Genomic DNA, 18,795 nt, shown 5'->3' with positions numbered 1-18,795 from the left:
TTCCATCCTAGTCAGCGGCGCGCCGGGACCAACCCCTAGGGGCGGCGGGTTCTCCCCCGCCGGCGGCTGCGGCAGGGGCCGTTCCGGGGGACGGAACCTGTCACCACCCGTCCTGCACTCGGGGCCCGCACCTCATCCTCCCGACCCGTTCTGCCCCGCTGCCCCGCTGCCGCGCGGCGGGCGGCGGGCGGCGGGTAACGGGCGGGACGGAACGGCAGGGACCGGCGAATCCAGGCCCGGCCCGCGTGCGCCCTGCGGAAAAGCAGGGCCGGGACTACTGCTCCTGCCCGGCCTCCGCTTCCCCGGCCTCCGCCGCCTGCCCGGTGACGGACTGGCCGGCATCGGCGGAACGGAAGGCCCCGCGCTGGGCGGTGGAGGCGGCGTCTTTGGCGGCGCGGCGCAGCTTGCGGTCGGAGACCCCGCGCTCGCCCAGTCCGGCGGCGTGCCACGCCTCCTCGTCATGTCCCTGCGTCCAGGCGTCGAGGTCCTCCTGCGCGAACTCGGTGTTCTTCACCCGCTTCTGCCCGGGGATCCCCACGGCCCCGTCGGCCAGGCGGCGGCAGGTCATCAGGAACCCGGTGTGGGCGACCATCCGGTGGTCCGGGCGCACGGCCAGGCCATCCAGGTGCCAGCCGCGCACCATGGACTCCCAGGCCTCGGGCTCGGTAAAGCGGCCGTCGGCACGGATGGCTTCGGCGGTGCGGGAGAGTTGGGTGACGGTGGCGACGTAGTTGACCCACACGCCGCCGGGGGCCAGCACCGTCGCCACGGCGTCCACGCACTCCCACGGGGCCAGCATGTCCAGCACCACCCGGTCCACGGAGCCGGGCTCCTCCTTCTTGAGGACCTCGTCCTGGAAGTCGCCGATGCTGATCTGCCAGGCCGGGTGCGGGCCGCCGAAGATGGTTTCGACGTTGCCGCGGGCGATGTCCGCGAACTCCTCGCGGCGCTCGTAGCTGTGCAGGTAGCCGTGCTCGCCCACGGCGCGCAGCAGGGAGATGGAGAGGGCCCCGGAGCCGACGCCGGCCTCGACCACGCGGGCCCCGGGGTAGATGTCGCCCATGGTGACGATCTGCGCGGCGTCCTTGGGATAGACGACGGCGGCACCGCGGGGCATGGAGAGCACAAAGTCCTTCAGCAGCGGGCGCAGCGCCTGGTAGCGGTGTCCCGTGGTGTTCTCCACCACCACGCCCTCGGGCTGCCCGATCAGGGAATCGTGCGCCAGTACGCCCTTGTGCGTGTGGAAGGACCCGCCGGGGGTGAGGGTAATCGTGTTGATGCGGCGCTTCTGGTCGGTGAGCTGGACCCGGTCGCCGGCGCGGAACGGACCGCGGCGGACGTCGGCTCCGTGCGGGGCGGTGGAGGGGTTCGGGCTCTGTGTCATGCTGGGGCTCATTCCGGTCGGTGGTTCTGCGAAAGGTGGAAGTGGGGGCGGTGCGGGGGGCGTCAGCGGCGCTTGGTGACGGCGTCGACGACCGTCCCCTGGAAAAGCAGTCCGACGACGGTTCCGCCGTCCAGGACCGCGTATTCGCTGCCGGCGATGCCCGCGAGGCGGTCGATCAGTTCCTTGCCGACCTCGTCCACGGACACCACGGCACCCGGGGCCAGGGCCCGGGCGACGGTGCTGGCCGGGGTGGTGCCGCGCAGGTGCGCCGGCACTGCGCCCAGCGATCCGGCATCGACCACGGCCTCGGGCACGCCCTCAGCGGAGACCAGCACCACATGGCCGGGCGGGCGGCGCATCAGGTGCCGGTCGATGTCCGCCACGTGCACATCGGAGGGCAGGGCGGAGGCGGGCTGCATCAGGTCCCGCACGGCCACGTGGGGCACGCGCAGGCGCAGGCGGGCATTGGCGATCGAGGCGCTGGCGCCGGACCACAGGAACCCCGCGATCAGCACCGCCACGACGATCAGCTGCAGGTCCGGCTCCTGGCCGCGCAGGGCCGGCAGCAGCAGGAAGTAGCCGGCGATGCCGACCGCGATGGCCCGCCCGGCCCAGCCGGCGGCGAGGGTGCCGCGCTCCTGGGATCCGGTGCCGCGCCACACCGCGGATTCGACCAGGCGGCCGCCGTCCAGCGGAAGGCCCGGGAGCACGTTGAACAGCGCAACCAGGAAGTTTGCCCAGACCAGGATGCCCAGCAGCAGCCCGGCAACGCCGGAGGGCGCCCAGATGAGGTCCGCGGCGAAGCCGATTCCGGCCAGGATGAAGTTCGCCGCCGGACCGGCCATGGCCACCAGCAGCGATCGGCCCGGGGTGGCGTTGAAGCTGCCGAACTGGGTGTGCCCGCCCCACAGGGTCAGCACGATCCGGGCTCCGGGCCAGCCGAAGGCCTTGGCGCTGAGCGCGTGGGCGAGCTCGTGGACCAGGACGGAAAGGGCCAGCAGGACGGCGTAGGCCAGCGCCACCAGGCAGGCGCCCAGGATGCCGATGCCGGGCAGGGCGGCGGCGACGTCCGGGGAGAAGACGGCGACGATGAACGCCGCGACGACGAACCAGGACCAGGCCAGCGAGACGGGGACGCCGAAGACGCTGCCCAGCGGGATGCCCTCGCGGCGTTCCTCCCCGCGGGTTTCCGCGCGCCCGCGTCCGGCGCTCACCGCAACCCTCCGGCCACCGGTGAGCGGTGGCGGACGAAGGCGTCCAGGTGGGGGGCGCCCACGCCGTCCAGGGTGTCCCACAGTTCCCAGCCCGCCGCCGGCGGGACGTGGCCGCGGTGCGGGACGGCGATGGTCGCGGCGCCGCTCGCGGCGGCGGAGGTGGCCCCGGGCAGGGAGTCCTCGAGGGCGACGACGCGGTGCGGGGAGAGCGATTCGATGCTGTCCTGCAGGGTGGACAGCGCCAGCAGATAGGGTTCGGGGTCGGGCTTGCCGGCGTTTACCATGTCCCCGGTAACCAAGAAGCGGAAGGTGCCCGCAGGCAGCCCGGCCGCAACGAGCCCGGCCAGCGGGCCCTCGGACATGGTCACCATGGCGCAGGGGACGCCGTGGCGGTCCAAATCAACCAGCAGCTCCCGGGCCCCGGGGCGCCACGGCACGTGGCGTTCGACCCCGCGCAGCACCTCGGCGATGAGCGTGTCAATGATCTCCCGTATCCCCAGCCGGACGCCGGCTTCCTGCAGCAGGCGGGCGCTGGCGGGCAGGGCCTGTCCGACGAGGCGGAGGCCGTCCGCCTCGGTCCAGCGTCCGCCGTGCTCTTCGACCAGGGCCCGTTCGGCGGCGATCCAGTACGGTTCGGTGTCCACCAGGGTGCCGTCCATGTCCCAGAGGACAGCCTGCAGCCCCTCCACGGCATCGAAGGCGTTCGCGGGCGGCAGGGAGGAAGGCATGTGGCAATTCTACGGGGGCCCGGACCAGCCAACCGCCCGCGATGGCGCTAGGGTGGCAACGTGGCAGAGGAAAACAAGGAACGCAATTCGCTGACCGGGATCGTCTCCGGGCAGGCCGCGGACGCCGAGGGGGTCCGCCCGGCCATCATGGTGGCTGCCTTCGAGGGCTGGAACGACGCCGGCGAGGCCGCCAGCGGCGCTGTGCGGATGCTGGCCAAAGCCTGGGGTGCGCGCAAGGTGGGCCGGCTGAGCGAGGACGACTACTACGACTACCAGTTCTCCCGGCCGACGGTACGGCGCACCCCCACGGGCCGCAGCTCCATCAGCTGGCCCTCGGCGCGCCTGTCCCGGGCCGAGATCCCCGGCACCGGCATCGACGTGCTGCTGGTGCGCGGGGTGGAACCGACCTACCGCTGGAAGGCGTTCACGGCCGAACTGCTCGCGCGCGCCGCCGGGGAAAACGTGGTGGCGGTGCTGCTGGTGGGGGCGCTGCTGGTGGATGTCCCCCACACCCGGCCGCTGCCGGCCTCCCTGACCAGCGACAACGAGCGGCTGCGCAGGGAGCTGGGCGCCGAGGCGTCCACCTATGAGGGGCCCACCGGGATCCTGGGGGTGCTGGCCGATGCCGCCACGACCGCGGGCCTGCCCACGGCGTCCATCTGGGGCGCGGTTCCCCACTACGTGGCCCAGCCGCCCTCGCCCAAGGCGATGCTCGCGATCGTCAGGCGCCTCGAAGAAGTGCTGAACATGCACCTGGACGTGCACGAGCTCACCGAGGACGCCGACGCGTGGGAGCGCGGCGTCAATGAACTGGCCGCCGAGGACCCCGAGGTCGCCTCCTACGTGCACCAGCTGGAGGAGGCCCAGGATGCGGCCGAGCTCCCGGAGGCCAGCGGGGAATCGATTGCCCGCGAATTCGAACGCTACCTCAAGCGCCGCAACCGGCACGAGCGGGGCCCCGGGGAGCCCTAGGCCGGCCCCGCGCAGTCCCGGTTGCCTGCGCAGTCCCGGTTGCCTGCGCAGTCCGGGCTGCCCGCTCAGTTTGGTCTACCCGCGCAGTTTGGACTGCCCGCCCGGTCCGGGGTTCAGGCCAGGCGCAGGCCCAGCAGGGCGTCGGCCGCCGCGGTGACCAGCTGCGCCCCGGACCCGGGCGCATCCCCGTCCCGGTCCGGCGCGCCGGCCGCCCAGTCATCCAGCGCCGCGAGGGCTCCGGGGGCATCGAGGTCGTCCGCGAGGCGTTCGCGCAGGGAAGCGACCAGGCCCGCGCCTTCGGACAGGGTCGCGGTGGCGAGGCGGGCCCGCCAGGAGGCCAGCCGGCGTCGTGCCTGGTCCAGCAGCTCGGCCGTCCAGAACCAGTCGGTGCGGTAGTGCTGGCCCAGCAGGACCGTGCGCACCGCCATGGGATCCTCCCCGGCATGGCGCAGCCGGGAGACCAGCACCAGGTTGCCGCGGGACTTGCTCATCTTTTCCCCGTCCAGGCCCACCATGCCGGTGTGCATGAAGTGCTCGGCGAGGCGGTGCCCGTCGCAGGCGGCGGCGTGGCCGGCGGAGAACTCGTGGTGCGGGAACACCAGGTCCGATCCCCCGCCCTGGACGGTGAAGGGGGCGGGCAGGAAGCGGCGCGCGATCACGGAGCATTCGATGTGCCAGCCGGGCCGGCCGGGACCGAGGGAATCGCCTTCCCAATTGGGCTCGCCGTCCCGGGCGACCCGCCACAGCAGCGGATCCAGCGCGTCGCGCTTGCCCGGGCGCTCGGGGTCCCCTCCGCGCTCGGCGAAGAACTCGAGCATGGCCTCGCGGCCGTAGCCGCTCACGTCCCCTAAGGTCCAGGCCGCGGAGGCGGCCGCGGCCGCGTCGAAGTAGACGTCCCCATCCGGTTCCGCCGCCTCACCCGGAGCGCCGGGCCGGCCCGGGACGCGGTAGGCGAGGTTGCGGGCCAGCAGGTCCTCCACGATCGGCACGATCCACTCGATCGATTCGACGGCGCCGACGTAGAAGGTCGGGGGGAGGACGTTCAGGGCGGCCATGTCGGCGCGGAACAGGTCCGTCTGCTCCGTGGCCAGGGCCCGCCAGTCCACGCCGGTGGCACGGGCCCGCTCCAGGAGAGGGTCGTCGATGTCGGTGACGTTCTGCACGTAGGTGACCTCGCGTCCGGCATCCAGCCACTGCCGGTGCAGCAGGTCGAACGCCACGTAGGTCGCCGCGTGCCCCATGTGCGTGGCGTCGTAGGGGGTGATCCCGCAGACGTAGAGCCCCACCGGTCCTTCCGCGGCGGGCACTGCGGGGCCGCGCCGGGCGGAATCGTGGATCCGCAGCGCGGGAGGGGTTCCGTCAAGGGTCGGGACGCGGGGGGCGGACCAGGCGTGCATGGGGGTCCTTTCGTTACGGGGGCGAGTGCCGGAAGGGAAGGGTGCTGCGGGCGGCGCGGGGACGCCGGCGCTAGGGCTGGATGACTCCGAAGCCGAGGAGCAGGTACAGGGCCAGGCCCAGCAGGACCCGGTACCACACGAACAGGCGGTAGCCGTTATTGGAGACATACTTGAGGAACCAGCCCACGATCACGTACCCCACCACGAACGCGATCACCGTGGCCAGCGCCGTCTCGGCCAGGCTGTAGGGGCCGGGTTCGTTGAAGCTCTTCGCCAGCTGGTACAGCCCGGACCCGAAGACAGCCGGGATCGCCAGCAGGAAGGAGTAGCGGGCCGCGGCCTCGCGGGTGAACCCCATAAACAGGCCCGCTGTGATGGTGCCGCCGGAGCGGGACACGCCAGGGATCAGCGCCAGTGCCTGGGCAAAGCCGAAGATGATGCCGCGCTTGGCGTCCAGGCCGGCCAGGTCCCGCTGCTGGCGCCCGTACACGTCGGCAACGGCCAGCACCAGGCCAAAGGCGATCAGTGTGGTGGCCACCAGCCACAGGCTGCGGAACACGCCCTCGATCTGCTCCTGGAACAGCAGTCCCAGCACCACGATCGGCAGCGAGCCGAGGATGATGTACCAGCCCATCCGCGCGTCGGGGTCCTTGCGGTCCACCTTGCCACTCAGCGACCCAAACCAGCGCTGGACGATGCGCACGATGTCGCGCCAAAAGAACACCATCACCGCGGTTTCCGTCCCCAGCTGCGTGATGGCGGTGAAGGCCGCGCCGGGATCGGCCGCGTTGGGCAGCATCTCTCCCACGATGCGCAGGTGCGCGCTGGAGGAGATCGGGAGGAACTCGGTCAGACCCTGTATCAGGCCCAGGAAAGCGGCTTCGAACCAATTCACACGTGAGAGACTACTTCACCGCGGGGCCCGATCAGTTTTCGTCGACCTCCACGAGTCCCAGCGCTGACCTGCGCGCGCCGTCCCCGCCGTCCCCGACGGAGGAACCGGCGGGTCCCCCGTCCGCCTCCGCGCCGAACCCGGCCCCGGACCCGGCGTCGTCCTCTGCGTCGTCCTCCAGTTCCTCCTCGTTGTCCTCGTAGAGCTCCAGCGGGGTCACCTCGCCGTAGGCCTCGTAGAGGGCATCCTCGTACTCTTCGAACGCATCGGCAATGGCGAAGAACGCCGCTTCCACGGAAGGGTCCTGCGCGCCGCGGCGCGAGGCCACGGCGGACAGATGCTCCTCCAGCGAGGACACGAGAGCCTGCAGGGCAACACGCGGATCTGTGCTCATGGGCTAGACGTTACCCGCAGGATGCGGACAATGGACAGGACATGATGGAAAAAGCATTCACCGCAGCAGAGCGCTACCGCGACCCGTCCCGGCCCTTCGAGTACCTGGTACTGACGGTCCGGCCCGACCAGAGCCTCGCGGAAGCCCGGCGCGCCCTCGCCGAGCACGCCGAATACGGCAAATGGGAACTGCACCGCAGCCGGATGTACATCGGCGGCCTGCGCCGCTACTGGCTGAGGCGGCGCGTGATGCGCGTCGAAAGCACCATCCCCTAGCGGGCCGCCCCCGCCGAACCGGCCCCCTTGCCGCCGGGTCAGTCTTCGGCAGGATGGTTTCCGCTGAACCGGTCCCGCGGCGCCCCCAACAGCCAGTTGGCGACCGTTGAGTGCGCCGACTCCGCGTCGGAGGGGTGGTACAGGCTCGCCAGCACGTCGCGGTAAAGCCGCTCCAGCTCGCTGCCGCGGGAGTACTGGCTGCCGCCGGAGACCTGCAGAGCCAGCTGGATGGTGCGGCGGGCGGTGTCCCCCGCATGAGTGCGCAGCGCCACCAGGCGCGGGAACCAGGACGGCCCGTGGTCGACGCGCCCGTCCAGGTCCCGGGCGGTCAGGCGCAGCTGCGGATCCAGCCCCAGCACCGCCAGGCCGGCCTCGGCCACCTGCCAGCGGATATCCGGATCCTGCGCGTAGGAACGCCCCGCCGCCTTCAGCGAGGTGCGCCCGGCCGGCAGCGCCGCCGCCAACTCCATGCCCCGATCGGCCAGCCCGGCGTAGACCGATGCCGTCAGTGTCAGGAACGCGGCGAAGATCGCGAACACCAGCGGATCGGCATTGGGCCCCACCGGCAGCGAACTGTGCATCCGGTCCGCCGGGACCAGGGCGCCCTCGAGCCGGGTGCTGTGCGACTGGGTTGCACGCATCCCCAGCGTGTCCCAGTCCCCACGGGACTGCACGCCGCCGTCCCCGCGATCCAGGAATCCGTGGACCAGCCGCGGCCCGCCCTCCTCCTCCGACCGTCCGAACACGCCCAGCTTCGTCCACACCGGCGACAGCGAAGTAAAGATTTTCGTCCCGGTGAACCGGTAGCCGCCGTCGGGCTGGCGCTCGGCGCGGGTGGTCGAATCGAAGAGCACCTGGTCGTTGCCGGCCTCGGAAACCCCGAATGCCATGACCTCCCCCGCGCCAACCCAGCCAAACACCCGGTCCAGCCGGTGGTCCCCGCGCGCGCCCAGCAGCCGGGCAACCCCGGTCCAGACCAGGTGCATGTTCACGGCCAGCGCCGTAGCCGGGGCGTACGCGGCCAGCAGGCGCTGGGCAGCCGCCATCCGCTCCATCCCCCAGTCCAGGCCTCCACGGTCTGCCGGGAGCATGGCCTTGAGGTACCCGGCCTCCCGCAGGTCCTCGAAGTCCTCCGTGCAGAAGGCGTTCGCGGCATCGTAGCCGGCCGCACGCGAACGGAAGCCTTCAAGCAGGCCGGGGGTAAGAATCTGGGAAATCTCCACGGGGTTTTCTCCTGGGCTCGGGTGCCGGACCCGCAGGCGGGGTGGACGGCCGGGCGTGGATGGCGGGCATGGACGATGGGATGTGGACGGTGGGATGTGGGCAGGGCGGGTTGCGGTCGCGGCGGGGAGCCCGTGCCTGAGGACACGGGTCCGTGTCCCCGGGAACGTGTCCCCGGGCCCTCAGTAGCTGGTGAGCAGGCGGTGCAGCACGCGCGTCCCGAACTTGAGCGAATCGACGGGCACGCGCTCGTCGACGCCATGGAACATGCCGGTGAAGTCCAGGTCCGCCGGCAGGCGCAGCGGGGCGAAGCCGTAGCCGGTGATACCCAGCCGGGCCAGGGACTTGTTGTCCGTCCCCCCGGAGAGCATGTACGGAAGCACCACCGCCTCCGGATCCTCGGCCTTGAGGCTGTCCACCATCGAATCGACCAGGTTCCCGGCAAAGGGCACCTCAAGGGAGATGTCGCTGTGGGCGGAGGTGATATCGATGCCCGGTCCCGCCAGCCGGCGCACCGCATCCAGCACCAGTTCATCCTGCCCCGGCAGGGTGCGGCAGTCGATTGCTGCCTCCGCCGCGCCCGGAATCACATTGTGCTTGTACCCGGCCCGCAGGAGGGTCGGATTGGAGGTGTTCTGCAGCGTCGCCCCCACGAACCGCGCCACGGTCCCCAACTCCTCCAAAAGACGGGACGGGTCGTCGGGAGTAAACTCAATCCCGGTCAATTCGGCAACGCCTTCCATGAACGCCCGCGTGGTGTCCGTGTACTCCAGCGGCCACCTGTGCGTGCCGATGCGCGAGACCGCACCGGCCAGCAGCGTGACGGCATTCTCATCATTGATCTGCGAACCGTGCCCTGCCCGCCCGGTGGCCTTCAGGTCCAACCAGGCAATGCCCTTTTCCGCCGTCTGCAGCAGGTAGGTCCGGCGGCCGCCGATGGTGGCGGAAAATCCGCCCACCTCGCTGATCGCCTCGGTAGCTCCGGCGAAGGCCTCAGGATGCCTCTCCACCATCCACCGGGCCCCATACCCGCCTCCGGCCTCCTCATCCGCGAAAAACGCGAACACCAGGTCCCGGCGCGGGCGGGTGCCGTCACGGCCCATCTGGCGCAGGACGGCCAGGATCATCGCGTCCATGTCCTTCATGTCCACGGCCCCCCGGCCCCAGACCATTCCCTCGCGCACCTCGGCCGCGAACGGGTCCACGCTCCAGTCTTCCTTGGCGGCCGGCACCACATCCAGGTGTCCATGGACCACCAGTGCAGGCAGGGACGGATCGCGGCCCTCCATGCGGGCCACCACGCTCGTGCGCCCCGGTGCCGCCTCGTACAGTTCCGGTTCCAAACCGGCCCCGGCCAAGAGTCCGGCAACGTACTCGGCCGCCGCGCGCTCGCCGGGGCCCTGGTTGCCGCCGAAGTTGGAGGTGTCGAAGCGGATGAGGTTGCGGCAGATCTCCACGACCTCGTCGGCCGCCGAAGGCGCGGGCTGGGACACGGCGGGCTCGGGGGCGGGCCCTGCGTGCCGGGGTTGCGGGGGAACGGGCCGGGGATGGGTCATGGTGTGCCGCCTTCCATTGCGCATGATGGCTACAGCCTAGTCAGCTGCCCGAAGCAGGCGGAACGGCCTGCGGGAGCCCGGTTTTGTGTCTGCGCGCAAAGGGTGCTAGAGTCTTTCTCGCCGCGATCGCCGGAGACGAAGTTCCTTGCGGAACTGGGAACGGGGATCGTTGACACCTGCGCGGGTGGCGGAATAGGCAGACGCGCTAGCTTGAGGTGCTAGTCCACGTATAGTGGGTGGGGGTTCAAGTCCCCCTCCGCGCACAGCGAAGACCCCGGCCGGGTTTCCCGGCCGGGGTCTTTTCTTTGATGCCTGCCGCAGAGCCCCCGCCGCAGCGGCCCGGCAAGGGGGATGAGGCATCCTGTGAGTTTGCCGGGAACGCCTCCCAATTTTCCCCGGTACGTGGACCCTGCCGCGCCCTACCGGTTAGCGTGGGCCCTGACATGCACCACGGGGCCTGTCCGCGGAGTCCGACACCGGGCATCCGCCCAGGCCCTGAGGGTGGCGCATGTTTTGGCTGGGGAGCCAAATACCAGGGGGACCAATATGAAACGCAACACTCGTCCGCAAGCATCGCCCCGCCATGCCGCGCACCAAAAGGGCGGCCTTCCGGAGGGGACGCCCCGGAAGGCCGGCGAAGGGGCCGGGATACAGGGAGCACCCTCGAACGGGGCCCCCCTGAACGGGGAGATGCCAAACGGGGAGATACCGGCCGGGGGGACGCTCGGCGGACCCGCGCTGGACGGGGCAACTGCGGGCGGGAAGACGGAGCACCGCCGCCCCGGGAAGCATTCCACCACGCATTCGGCGGGGCACCGGGTGGCCGCCGCTGTGCTGGCGGGATTCCCGGGCCGGCCGATGGCCGCGCTGGGAATGCTACTGGCGGCCGGATCGATAGCCTTTACCGGTTCTGCCTCGATGGAGGTACGCACCGCGGCGTCGGACGGGCCGGCCGGCCGTTCCGCGCCACGCGCCGTCGTCGTGCCCGCCGTGGCGGCCGCCGGATGGGTCCCGGCGGGAGAAGGCCTGGCGCGCGCCCCGCGGACGGCCTCCCCGGCAGCGCAGGGCGGCGGGGGTGCTGTCGCGGAGAATGCGCCGCAGGACCACGCCTCCCTGGGGCAGGCCCTGCTCATCGGCGCCCCGGCGCAACTGCCCGGCCGGTTGGCGCTGGCGCATCCCGTTGCGTCCGTGACAATCACCAGCCCCTTCGGCTGGCGCCTGAACCCGACCGGTCCCGGCTCCCACCTGCACATCGGGCAGGACTACGCGATGCCCTGCGGCTCCCCGGTGCGGGCCTCCGAGGACGGCACCGTGGTCCAGTCGCAGTGGGCGGGACACTCCGGCCAGCGCGTGGCAATCGAACACGGCAGCGGCGTCCGCACGGCCTACAGCCACAATTCCCTGCTACTGGCCCGCGTGGGGGAAAAGGTCAAGCGCGGCCAGTTGATCGCTCTGTCCGGCACGACCGGCAATTCAACCGGCTGCCATGTCCACTTCGAGGTTTACCTGGACGGTCAGTGGGTGGACCCCGCCCTCTACCTGCCGCGTGTTCCGGGGCAGCCCGCCCCGCTGACGCCCCGCGAACAGCTCGCGGTGCGCGATTCGCTGGCTGCCGGGTCCGCGCTGGGACGTGCCGGAGGATCCGGGGTGGGGGTGGCGGCCATCCCGAAGACCACCACCGGCAAAACCGGTTCCGCTACGAACAGTTCGGACAAGGACGGCTCCGGGAAGGACGGGGCGGGGAAGGACGGCTCGGCGACGAAGCCGAAAGGCTCCGAAAAGCCGGCGCAACCCGCGAAACCGGCCGGCCCCCAGGACCCGCCCGCGGGGAAGCCTGACACGAAGGCCCCCGCCCCGAACCCGGTCTCCAGCCCCCCCGCCGTGCCCGGTCCGGTCCCGACACCCGGTCCGGTCCCGACACCCGATCCGGTGCCGGCGCCCGACCCCAAGCCGGCGCCCGCCCCCGAGCCGTCGCCCGACCCCGAGCCGGCGCCCGCCCCCGAGCCGTCGCCCGACCCCAAGCCGGCACCCGCCCCCGAGCCGTCGCCACTCCCGCCGCCGGCTCCTGCTGCCCCGCAGCCGCCGGCCGGGCAGGCTCCCCCTGCGGGGGCGGACGAGGGCGCTACCGCTTGCCCGAAGCCCGCGGACCCGCAGGCGGCCCCGGAACCGCAGGCGGCACCCGGGAAACCCTGCGTCGGGGAAAACCCGGCGGCTTTGGAGTCCATTAAGGAGTAGGCCGGGGAGGGCGGCCACCGCAGGGGCCCGGTTCGGGCCGGCCCTCCCCCAAGTGGCGGCCGAACCGGTGCGGAGGATACCCTCGTGGGGAAGGTCCGCCGGTCCCCGACCGGCCCGCAGCAAGGAACCCCATGACCCCCTTTCCCCGCCCCGGGCTTCGCGTAGCCATGCTTTCGCTGCATACGTCGCCACTTGCCCAGCCGGGATCGGGCGATGCCGGGGGGCTGAATGTCTACGTCCGCCAGCTGGCGCTGGCGCTGGCCGCGGAAGGGTCCGAGGTAGACATCTTCACCCGGGGCGCGGCCGGACACGTGCGAATCGCCCCCGGGGTCACCGTGCACCACGTCCCGGCCGGTCCGGCCGGACCGGTTCCAAAGGAACGCATCCCCGGGCTGGTCCCCGAACTGGTGGACGGCATCGACGCGGCGCGCGGGCCGCTGCGGTACGACGTCATCCACAGCCACTACTGGATGTCGGGCCTGGCCGGGCTGCGGCTGGCCGGGCGATGGGGCATTCCGCTGGTGCACACCATGCACACCATGGGCAAGGTCAAGAAGCACCACCAGGCCGACGCGAACGAGCCGGGCAACCGGCTGCGGGCCGAGGCCAGGCTGGCGGCCTCCGCCTCCCGGCTCACGGCCAACACCCCGGCGGAGATCACCGAACTGCGCGAGCACTACGGCGCAGATCCGGCGCGCGTGGACATCGTGCCCCCGGGCGTGGACCTGACCGTGTTCCGCCCCTCCCGCGGCCGGGCCGACTGGCCCTGGGGCGAGGCGGACGGCGCGGGCGCCCGGCGGCACCTGCGGGTGCTGTTTGCCGGAAGGATCCAAAAGCTCAAAGGCCCGCACATCCTGGTCCGGGCGCTGGGCGTGCTGGCCCGGACCCGCCCGGACCTCGACGTGGGCCTGACCATCATCGGCGCGCTGAGTGGCACGCCTGAACTGAACCTGCACCGCCTCGTGGCCGAGGAGGGCCTCGGCGCCCAGGTGCGGCACCTGGACCCGCTGCCGCCCGAGGAGCTGGCCTCCTGGTTCCGGGCCGCCGACGTCGTCGCGGTGCCCTCCTACAGCGAATCCTTCGGGCTGGTGGCGATGGAAGCCCAGGCCTGCGGAACTCCCGTCGCGGCCCACGACGTCGGCGGGCTGCGCCACACGGTCGTGCACGGACGCACCGGGGTCCTGGTGCCGGACCTGCGCCCGGACAGCTGGGCCGCGGCGCTGGCCCGCCTGGCCGATGCCCCGCTGGCCACCGCCCAACTGGGCAGCGGGGCCGCGGAGTTTGCCGCCGGCTTCAGCTGGGCACGGACCGCGGAGGCGGCGTCGGCCTCCTACGCGCACGCCTTGGGGCGGGTCGCGCTGCCGCTGTAGCCGGGCTAGCCCTCCCGCTGGTAAACGTCCGGGATGCCATCCAGGTTCGCGTCCACCCGCTCCTCGGCCTCAACGGTCCGGTAGTGCCGGTTCCGGCCCGTCAGCACCAGCGCGGCCAGCAGGGCGGCGGCCAGGGAAGCGGCCAGGATCGCGACCTTGGCATGGTCGTTGTACGCACTGTCGGCGCCGAACGCAAGCTCGGCCACCAGCAGCGAGACGGTGAAGCCGATGCCGGCCAGGAGACCCATGCCGAACAGGTCGACCCATTTGAGGGAGGGGTCCAGCCGGAGTCGGGTGAACCGTGCCATGAGCCAGGTGGTGGCCACGATGCCGACCGGCTTGCCCAGCACCAGTCCGGCCACGATGCCCAGCGCCACCGGATCGGAGGCCACCGCCGCCAGGCCCTCCAGGCCTCCAATCGCCACCCCGGCGGAGAAGAAGGCAAACAGCGGCACTGCCACCCCGGCGGAGAAGGGGCGGAACCGGTGCTCAAAGACCTCGGCCAGCCCGGGACCGGCTTCGGGTTCGGCGTTGGCCTTGCCGTGCAGGACCGGGATGGTGAAGCCCAGCACGACGCCGGCCATGGTGGCGTGGATGCCGGAGGCGTGCAGCAGGGCCCAGGCAACGACGCCGATGGGCAGCAGGATCAGCCAGGCGGCGGCCGGGTTGAGCCCGAAGAAGCGGCGGTACCGCTGGGCCAGGAAGGCGTAGACGGCCACGGGGACAAGGGTCAGCAGCAGCGGGACGGCATGGATCTCGCTGGTGTAGAAGATCGCGATGATGGCGATGGCGATGAGGTCGTCGACCACGGCGAGGGTCAGCAGGAACAGGCGCAGGGCGGTGGGCAGGTGCGAGCCGATGACGGCCAGCACTGCGACGGCGAACGCAATGTCCGTGGCGGTGGGCACCGCCCAGCCGCGCACGGCCTCGGCGCTGCCCCAGTTGAGCGCCGCGAAGATGGCCGCCGGGACCACCACGCCGCCGACGGCCGCCGCAACGGGGACCGCCGCCTTGCTCGGCTGGCGCAGGTCGCCGGCGACGAATTCGCGCTTGAGTTCGAGTCCGACCAGGAAGAAGAACACGGCCAGGAGCCCATCCGCGGCCCAGGCGCCCAGGCTCAGCTGCAGGTGCCAGGGCTCGTATCCAACCTTGAAGTCCCGCAGGGCGAAGTAGCTCTCCGCGGCCGGGGAATTGGCCCAAATGATGGCAATCGCCGCCGCAGCGACCAGCAGCGCGCCGCCAACGGTCTCCTTGCGGAGGATCTCGCCCACGCGCAGGGCCTCGGCGTAGCTGCCGTGTCCGATCAGTGGGCGGAAGGGGCGGTTCTTCGGTAAGGTCATGGGTTTCCTTTGCGGGAGGGGTCGACAACGAACATGCCGACCAGTCTTCCCGGCTCACCTGCGGCCCAGTCTACCGTGCCTCTCCCACTCACGGCGCAACACGCGCCCTGACCGGGCCGTAAACATGCCCGTAACACCGCCTTCACGCGGTATTCACGCAGCCGCCCGGCCCGCAATGCTCCCGTAACCGGGACGGCGGGGGGCCGAAACACCGCGCCGCAAATATTAAGGCCAGGTAACCCCGGACGGCAGCAGCGGACCGGGATGGCGGATTCGTGACGGGAAGGAACGCAGGTGCAGCTCACCGCGCAGGACGTGTGGATGATGGTTTCGGCGGCGATGGTGCTGCTGATGACACCGGCCTTGGGGCTTTTCTACGGTGGGATGACGCGCGCGAAGGCCGTCCTGAACATGATGATGATGAGCTTCGCCTCGGCGGGCATCGTGGGCGTCGTGTGGGTCCTGTGGGGTTACTCCATGACCGTGGGCCAGGGTGTCGGGGGGCTGTTCGGAAACCCCTTCGCCAGCTTTGGCCTGCAGGACCTGCTGGGCACTTCCGACCTGGTCAAGGCCGGGTACAGCGCAACGTTCGCCATGGTCACGGTGGCCCTGATCAGTGGCGCCATCGCCGACCGCGCCAAGTTCAGCGCCTGGGCCGCCTTCGTCCCGGCCTGGGTCACCCTGGTCTACGCACCGCTGGCGTTCATGGTCTGGGGCGGGGGGCTGCTGGGCCCGGACGGGGCCCTGGGCTCCGTGTTCGGCCCGGTGATCGACTTCGCCGGCGGAACGGTCGTCGAGATCAGTTCCGGCACCGCGGCCCTGGTCCTGGCCCTGGTCCTGGGCCCGCGCCTCGGGTTCGGAAAGGATCCGGCCCACCGCCCGCACAACATCCCCTTTGTCATGATCGGCGCGGGCCTGCTGTGGTTCGGCTGGTTCGGCTTCAACGCTGGAGCGGCCACCACGGCCGAACAGGCCGGACTGATTTGGGTCAATACCCTGGCCGCGCCGGTGGCCGCGCTGCTCGGCTGGATCGCGACGGAAAAGGTCCGCGACGGCCACCCCACCTCGCTGGGTGCCGCCTCGGGCGTCGTGGCCGGCCTGGTGGCGATCACTCCTGCCTGCGCCAACGTCAGCCCCCTGGCGGCGGTGGCCCTGGGCCTGGCCGCCGGCGTGGTGTCCGCCCTGGCGGTGGGGCTGAAGTACCGGTTTGGCTATGACGACTCGCTCGACGTGGTGGGCGTCCACCTGGTGGCCGGCGTGGTCGGCACCCTGGCCCTGGGCCTGGTTGCGCTTCCGGCCGACGGCGCCGATGGCGGGCTCTTCTATGGCGGCGGGCTGGGGCAGCTGGTGGCCCAGCTGGTGGCGGTCCTGGTCACCATCCTGCTTTCCGGGGCCGTCACGCTGGTCCTCGCGGCGGCTATCCACGCCACCATCGGCTTCCGGATCAGCCGCGAGGACGAACTTGCCGGCATCGATGTGGCCGAACATGCCGAAACCGCCTACGAGTTCGCCCTGTCCGGGACGGGCGGGGCCGAACGGATGCGCGCCTAGGTTTCCGCCGGCGGCAGGGCCCCGACGCGGCCCGCGAAGTGCCGCCGCCCGGACGCCGCATTCCAGCCCTCAAAATCCACCGTGCCGTTGTGCGGACCCAGCGCGACCTCCACCGTGCCGGGCAGGAACACCGGGGCCTCGAAGCGGATGCTCCAGCGGTAGCCGCAGTCGTTGGGGGCGGCAGTGGCCAGCACCCGCCCGGCCAGGTACATGCCGTGGGCGATCGGCCTCTTCAGGCCCAGCGCCTTCGCGGGCAGGACCCCCAGGTGGATGGGGTTATAGTCCCCCAGCACTGCGGCATAGGCCCTGCCGGTGGCCGCGTCCAGCTGCCACCGCGCCGTGGGCGCCGGCGGAAGGCAGGCCCGTGGTTCTCCGGGGGCCAGTTCGGGCGCGGCACCGATGCCTTTGGCGAGGTAGGTGGAGACGCCCCGCCAGACGGGCACCCCTCCGGCGGAGGCCTCCACCACCATGTCCACCCGCGTTCCGGCCCGGTGCGCGCGCAGGTTCTCCGGCCAGGCGGCGATCTCCAGTTCCTCCCCCACGCCAATGGGCCGGCTGTGCTCCACCACGTTGCCCAAGTGCACCATCCCCAACAGCGGCAGCGGAAAGTCGGCGCGGACCATGACGCCGACCGCCACCGGGAAGGCCAGTCCGTGGACGTAGACGCTGGGCAGTGTGTCCCGGAGGGCATCCCCCACCAGCCGCTGGTAGGCGGCCAGGCGTCCGGGATCGGCAGCCACCCCGCGCACCACGTGGCGGACCGCGGGCAGCCGCAGCACCTCCTCCGGAGCGCCGGGGCCGCGTCCCCGCACGGCCCGCCGGCGCCGCCACCCGGCAGCCTGCTTACCCGCGGCTGCGGCATAGAGGGGCCCAAGTTTGGGAACGGAACCGAGCACGACGTCGGCGCGTTCCGGCGCGCTCACGCGCCCACCAGGCTCTGCCCGCACACCCGCAGCGTCTGCCCGTTGATGCCCGCTGCCGCGTCCCAGGCGAGGAATCCGACAGCCTCGGCCACGTCCACCGGCAGCCCTCCCTGCATCAGCGAGGGCATCAGCAGGCGCGCGGCGGCGCGGGTCGCCAGCGGGACCGCGGCCGTCATGTCCGTCTCGATGAAACCCGGGGCCACGGCGTTGATGCCGCCGCCGAGTGCCGCCGCGGCCGCGGCGCTGGCCCCGACCATCCCCATCACCCCCGCCTTTGAGGCGGCGTAGTTGGTCTGGCCCCGGTTGCCGGCAATGCCACTGGTGGAGGCCAGCGAGACGATCCGCAGCCCCTGCAACCCCGCATCGAAAAAAGTGGCGTTCATGCGCAGCTGGGATTCGAGGTTCACGGCTACCACGGACTCCCAGCGGGACCTGTCCATGTTGGCCAGCAGCCTGTCGCGGGTGATGCCGGCGTTGTGCACCACGATGTCCAGCCGCCCGTGCCGCTCCCGGGCGTGCGCCAGGATCGCCTGGCCGGCGTCGGGCCGCACGATGTCCAGTTGCAGGGCGGTTCCGCCCACCTGGCTGGCCACGGCGGCCAGGGCCTCGCCCGCGGCGGGCACGTCCACCCCGACCACGCTGGCCCCGTCCCGGCGCAGGGTGCGGGCGATGGCAGCGCCGATGCCCCGCGCGGCCCCGGTGACGACCGCGACCTTGCCCTGGAGCGGGAGTTCCCAGTCCACGGGCAGGGTACCGGCGGTGGTGTCCACGCGCACCAACTGCCCGTCGACGTAGGCGCTGCGGCCGGAGAGCAGGAAACGCAGGGCGGCGACCGCGGAGGGCGCATCGGCGCAGAGCGTTTCGCCGCCGAGCACGATCCCGTTGGCGGTGGCGCCCCCGCGCAGCTCGCGCGCCAGCGAACGGAGGAACCCCTCGGCTCCCCGGCGGGCGGCGGCGCGAACCGGATCGCCGGCGTCCCCGGCCTCGCCGCGCAGGTAGGCGACGACCCGCCCGCCGGGCACCAGCTGGCGCAGCGCCTGTCCTGTGGCCAGCGCGGGGGCGGAGAGGTCCGCGGGCGCCCGCAGCGCGTCCAGGGCAAGCACGATTGCCCCCAGGGGCCCGGCCCCGCCACTGTTCCGGCGCACCTCCACCCCCCACCCGCGCAGGATCTCCTCAGCTGCCCCGGCCGCGGCGCCTCCGCCGAGGACGAGCACCGTCCCGGGCACCAGCGGGTCCCCGGGACGGTGGCGGCGCAGGGGCGCCGGCCAGGGCAGGCCCGCCTTCCGGGCCATGCCCCGCGCCAGGGCGGAATTCACGAGGGCAGGGTAGGCCCCCCGGGCGTG

The 18,795-nt window shown here is 72.0% G+C and carries 15 protein-coding genes, 1 tRNA gene and 1 pseudogene; 6 read left to right on the top strand and 11 right to left on the bottom strand.

What is annotated here, in order from left to right:
* Positions 1-274 precede the first annotated feature (274 nt).
* The 3 genes from NCCP_RS02925 to NCCP_RS02915 form a co-directional block, all read right to left on the bottom strand.
* The gene (locus NCCP_RS02925; protein WP_172627270.1) at positions 275-1,384 is read right to left on the bottom strand and encodes a tRNA (adenine-N1)-methyltransferase; all 1,110 of its coding nucleotides are present in this window, start codon (positions 1,382-1,384) and stop codon (positions 275-277) included.
* Between the two features lie 62 nt (positions 1,385-1,446).
* Entirely contained in the window at positions 1,447-2,598 is a 1,152-nt protein-coding gene (locus NCCP_RS02920) for a site-2 protease family protein (RefSeq protein WP_149955633.1), read from the bottom strand.
* Positions 2,595-3,326 (bottom strand): HAD family hydrolase, encoded by a 732-nt coding sequence (locus NCCP_RS02915; RefSeq protein WP_149955631.1) that lies wholly within the window; start codon positions 3,324-3,326, stop codon positions 2,595-2,597. Before NCCP_RS02915 ends, NCCP_RS02920 begins: the two co-directional genes overlap by 4 nt.
* Before the next feature lie 90 nt (positions 3,327-3,416).
* Between NCCP_RS02915 and NCCP_RS02910 the strand changes: the two genes are divergently transcribed.
* Positions 3,417-4,298: a PAC2 family protein gene (locus tag NCCP_RS02910; protein WP_225873657.1), complete on the top strand. Its 882-nt coding sequence runs from the start codon at positions 3,417-3,419 to the stop codon at positions 4,296-4,298.
* Positions 4,299-4,411: 113 nt separating this feature from the next.
* Here the strand turns inward: NCCP_RS02910 and mshC are convergent, their stop codons facing one another.
* The 3 genes and pseudogenes from mshC to NCCP_RS15505 form a co-directional block, all read right to left on the bottom strand.
* The gene (gene mshC / locus NCCP_RS02905) at positions 4,412-5,695 is read right to left on the bottom strand and encodes a cysteine--1-D-myo-inosityl 2-amino-2-deoxy-alpha-D-glucopyranoside ligase (protein ID WP_149955629.1); all 1,284 of its coding nucleotides are present in this window, start codon (positions 5,693-5,695) and stop codon (positions 4,412-4,414) included.
* A 70-nt stretch (positions 5,696-5,765) separates the two neighbouring features.
* On the bottom strand, positions 5,766-6,590 hold the full coding sequence (locus NCCP_RS02900; protein ID WP_149955627.1) for an undecaprenyl-diphosphate phosphatase: 825 nt from the start codon (positions 6,588-6,590) through the stop codon (positions 5,766-5,768).
* A gap of 154 nt (positions 6,591-6,744) precedes the next feature.
* Positions 6,745-6,981 (bottom strand): annotated as a pseudogene (locus NCCP_RS15505) (hypothetical protein); the annotation flags it as partial.
* 41 nt (positions 6,982-7,022) lie between these two features.
* Between NCCP_RS15505 and NCCP_RS02890 the strand changes: the two are divergent.
* Entirely contained in the window at positions 7,023-7,256 is a 234-nt protein-coding gene (locus NCCP_RS02890) for a DUF5703 family protein (RefSeq protein ID WP_149955625.1), read from the top strand.
* Between the two features lie 38 nt (positions 7,257-7,294).
* Here NCCP_RS02890 and NCCP_RS02885 read toward each other — a convergent pair whose 3' ends face one another.
* Together NCCP_RS02885 and NCCP_RS02880 are read right to left on the bottom strand one after the other, a co-directional pair.
* Positions 7,295-8,479, bottom strand: coding sequence for an acyl-CoA dehydrogenase family protein (locus tag NCCP_RS02885; protein ID WP_149955622.1), 1,185 nt, complete (start codon positions 8,477-8,479; stop codon positions 7,295-7,297).
* Positions 8,480-8,659: 180 nt separating this feature from the next.
* On the bottom strand, positions 8,660-10,033 hold the full coding sequence (locus NCCP_RS02880; protein ID WP_149955620.1) for a M20/M25/M40 family metallo-hydrolase: 1,374 nt from the start codon (positions 10,031-10,033) through the stop codon (positions 8,660-8,662).
* A 178-nt stretch (positions 10,034-10,211) separates the two neighbouring features.
* Here NCCP_RS02880 and NCCP_RS02875 point away from each other — a divergent pair.
* The 3 genes from NCCP_RS02875 to NCCP_RS02865 all read left to right on the top strand — a co-directional run bounded on the left by NCCP_RS02875 (position 10,212) and on the right by NCCP_RS02865 (position 13,638).
* Positions 10,212-10,296 (top strand) — tRNA-Leu (locus NCCP_RS02875).
* A gap of 655 nt (positions 10,297-10,951) precedes the next feature.
* A complete protein-coding gene (locus tag NCCP_RS02870) occupies positions 10,952-12,268 on the top strand; it encodes a M23 family metallopeptidase (RefSeq protein ID WP_149955618.1) in 1,317 nt (438 codons plus the stop codon).
* A 131-nt stretch (positions 12,269-12,399) separates the two neighbouring features.
* Positions 12,400-13,638, top strand: coding sequence for a glycosyltransferase (locus tag NCCP_RS02865; protein WP_149955616.1), 1,239 nt, complete (start codon positions 12,400-12,402; stop codon positions 13,636-13,638).
* 5 nt (positions 13,639-13,643) lie between these two features.
* Here the strand turns inward: NCCP_RS02865 and nhaA are convergent, their stop codons facing one another.
* Complete coding sequence (gene nhaA, locus NCCP_RS02860) at positions 13,644-14,978, bottom strand: Na+/H+ antiporter NhaA (RefSeq protein WP_149955613.1); 1,335 nt, start codon at positions 14,976-14,978, stop codon at positions 13,644-13,646.
* Between the two features lie 321 nt (positions 14,979-15,299).
* Here nhaA and NCCP_RS02855 point away from each other — a divergent pair, with 321 nt between their 5' ends.
* On the top strand, positions 15,300-16,529 hold the full coding sequence (locus NCCP_RS02855; protein ID WP_149955902.1) for an ammonium transporter: 1,230 nt from the start codon (positions 15,300-15,302) through the stop codon (positions 16,527-16,529).
* Here the strand turns inward: NCCP_RS02855 and NCCP_RS02850 are convergent.
* A complete protein-coding gene (locus tag NCCP_RS02850; RefSeq protein WP_149955611.1) occupies positions 16,526-17,452 on the bottom strand; it encodes a MaoC family dehydratase in 927 nt (308 codons plus the stop codon). The genes NCCP_RS02855 and NCCP_RS02850 overlap by 4 nt on opposite strands.
* Entirely contained in the window at positions 17,449-18,744 is a 1,296-nt protein-coding gene (locus tag NCCP_RS02845; RefSeq protein WP_149955901.1) for a 3-oxoacyl-ACP reductase, read from the bottom strand. Before NCCP_RS02845 ends, NCCP_RS02850 begins: the two co-directional genes overlap by 4 nt.
* Between the last annotated feature and the right edge of the window lie 51 nt (positions 18,745-18,795).

This window comes from Zafaria cholistanensis (genome assembly GCF_008580665.1).
GTDB classification, from domain to species: Bacteria; Actinomycetota; Actinomycetes; order Actinomycetales; family Micrococcaceae; genus Zafaria; species Zafaria cholistanensis.
This window is presented reverse-complemented; position numbering and strand designations above follow the sequence as displayed.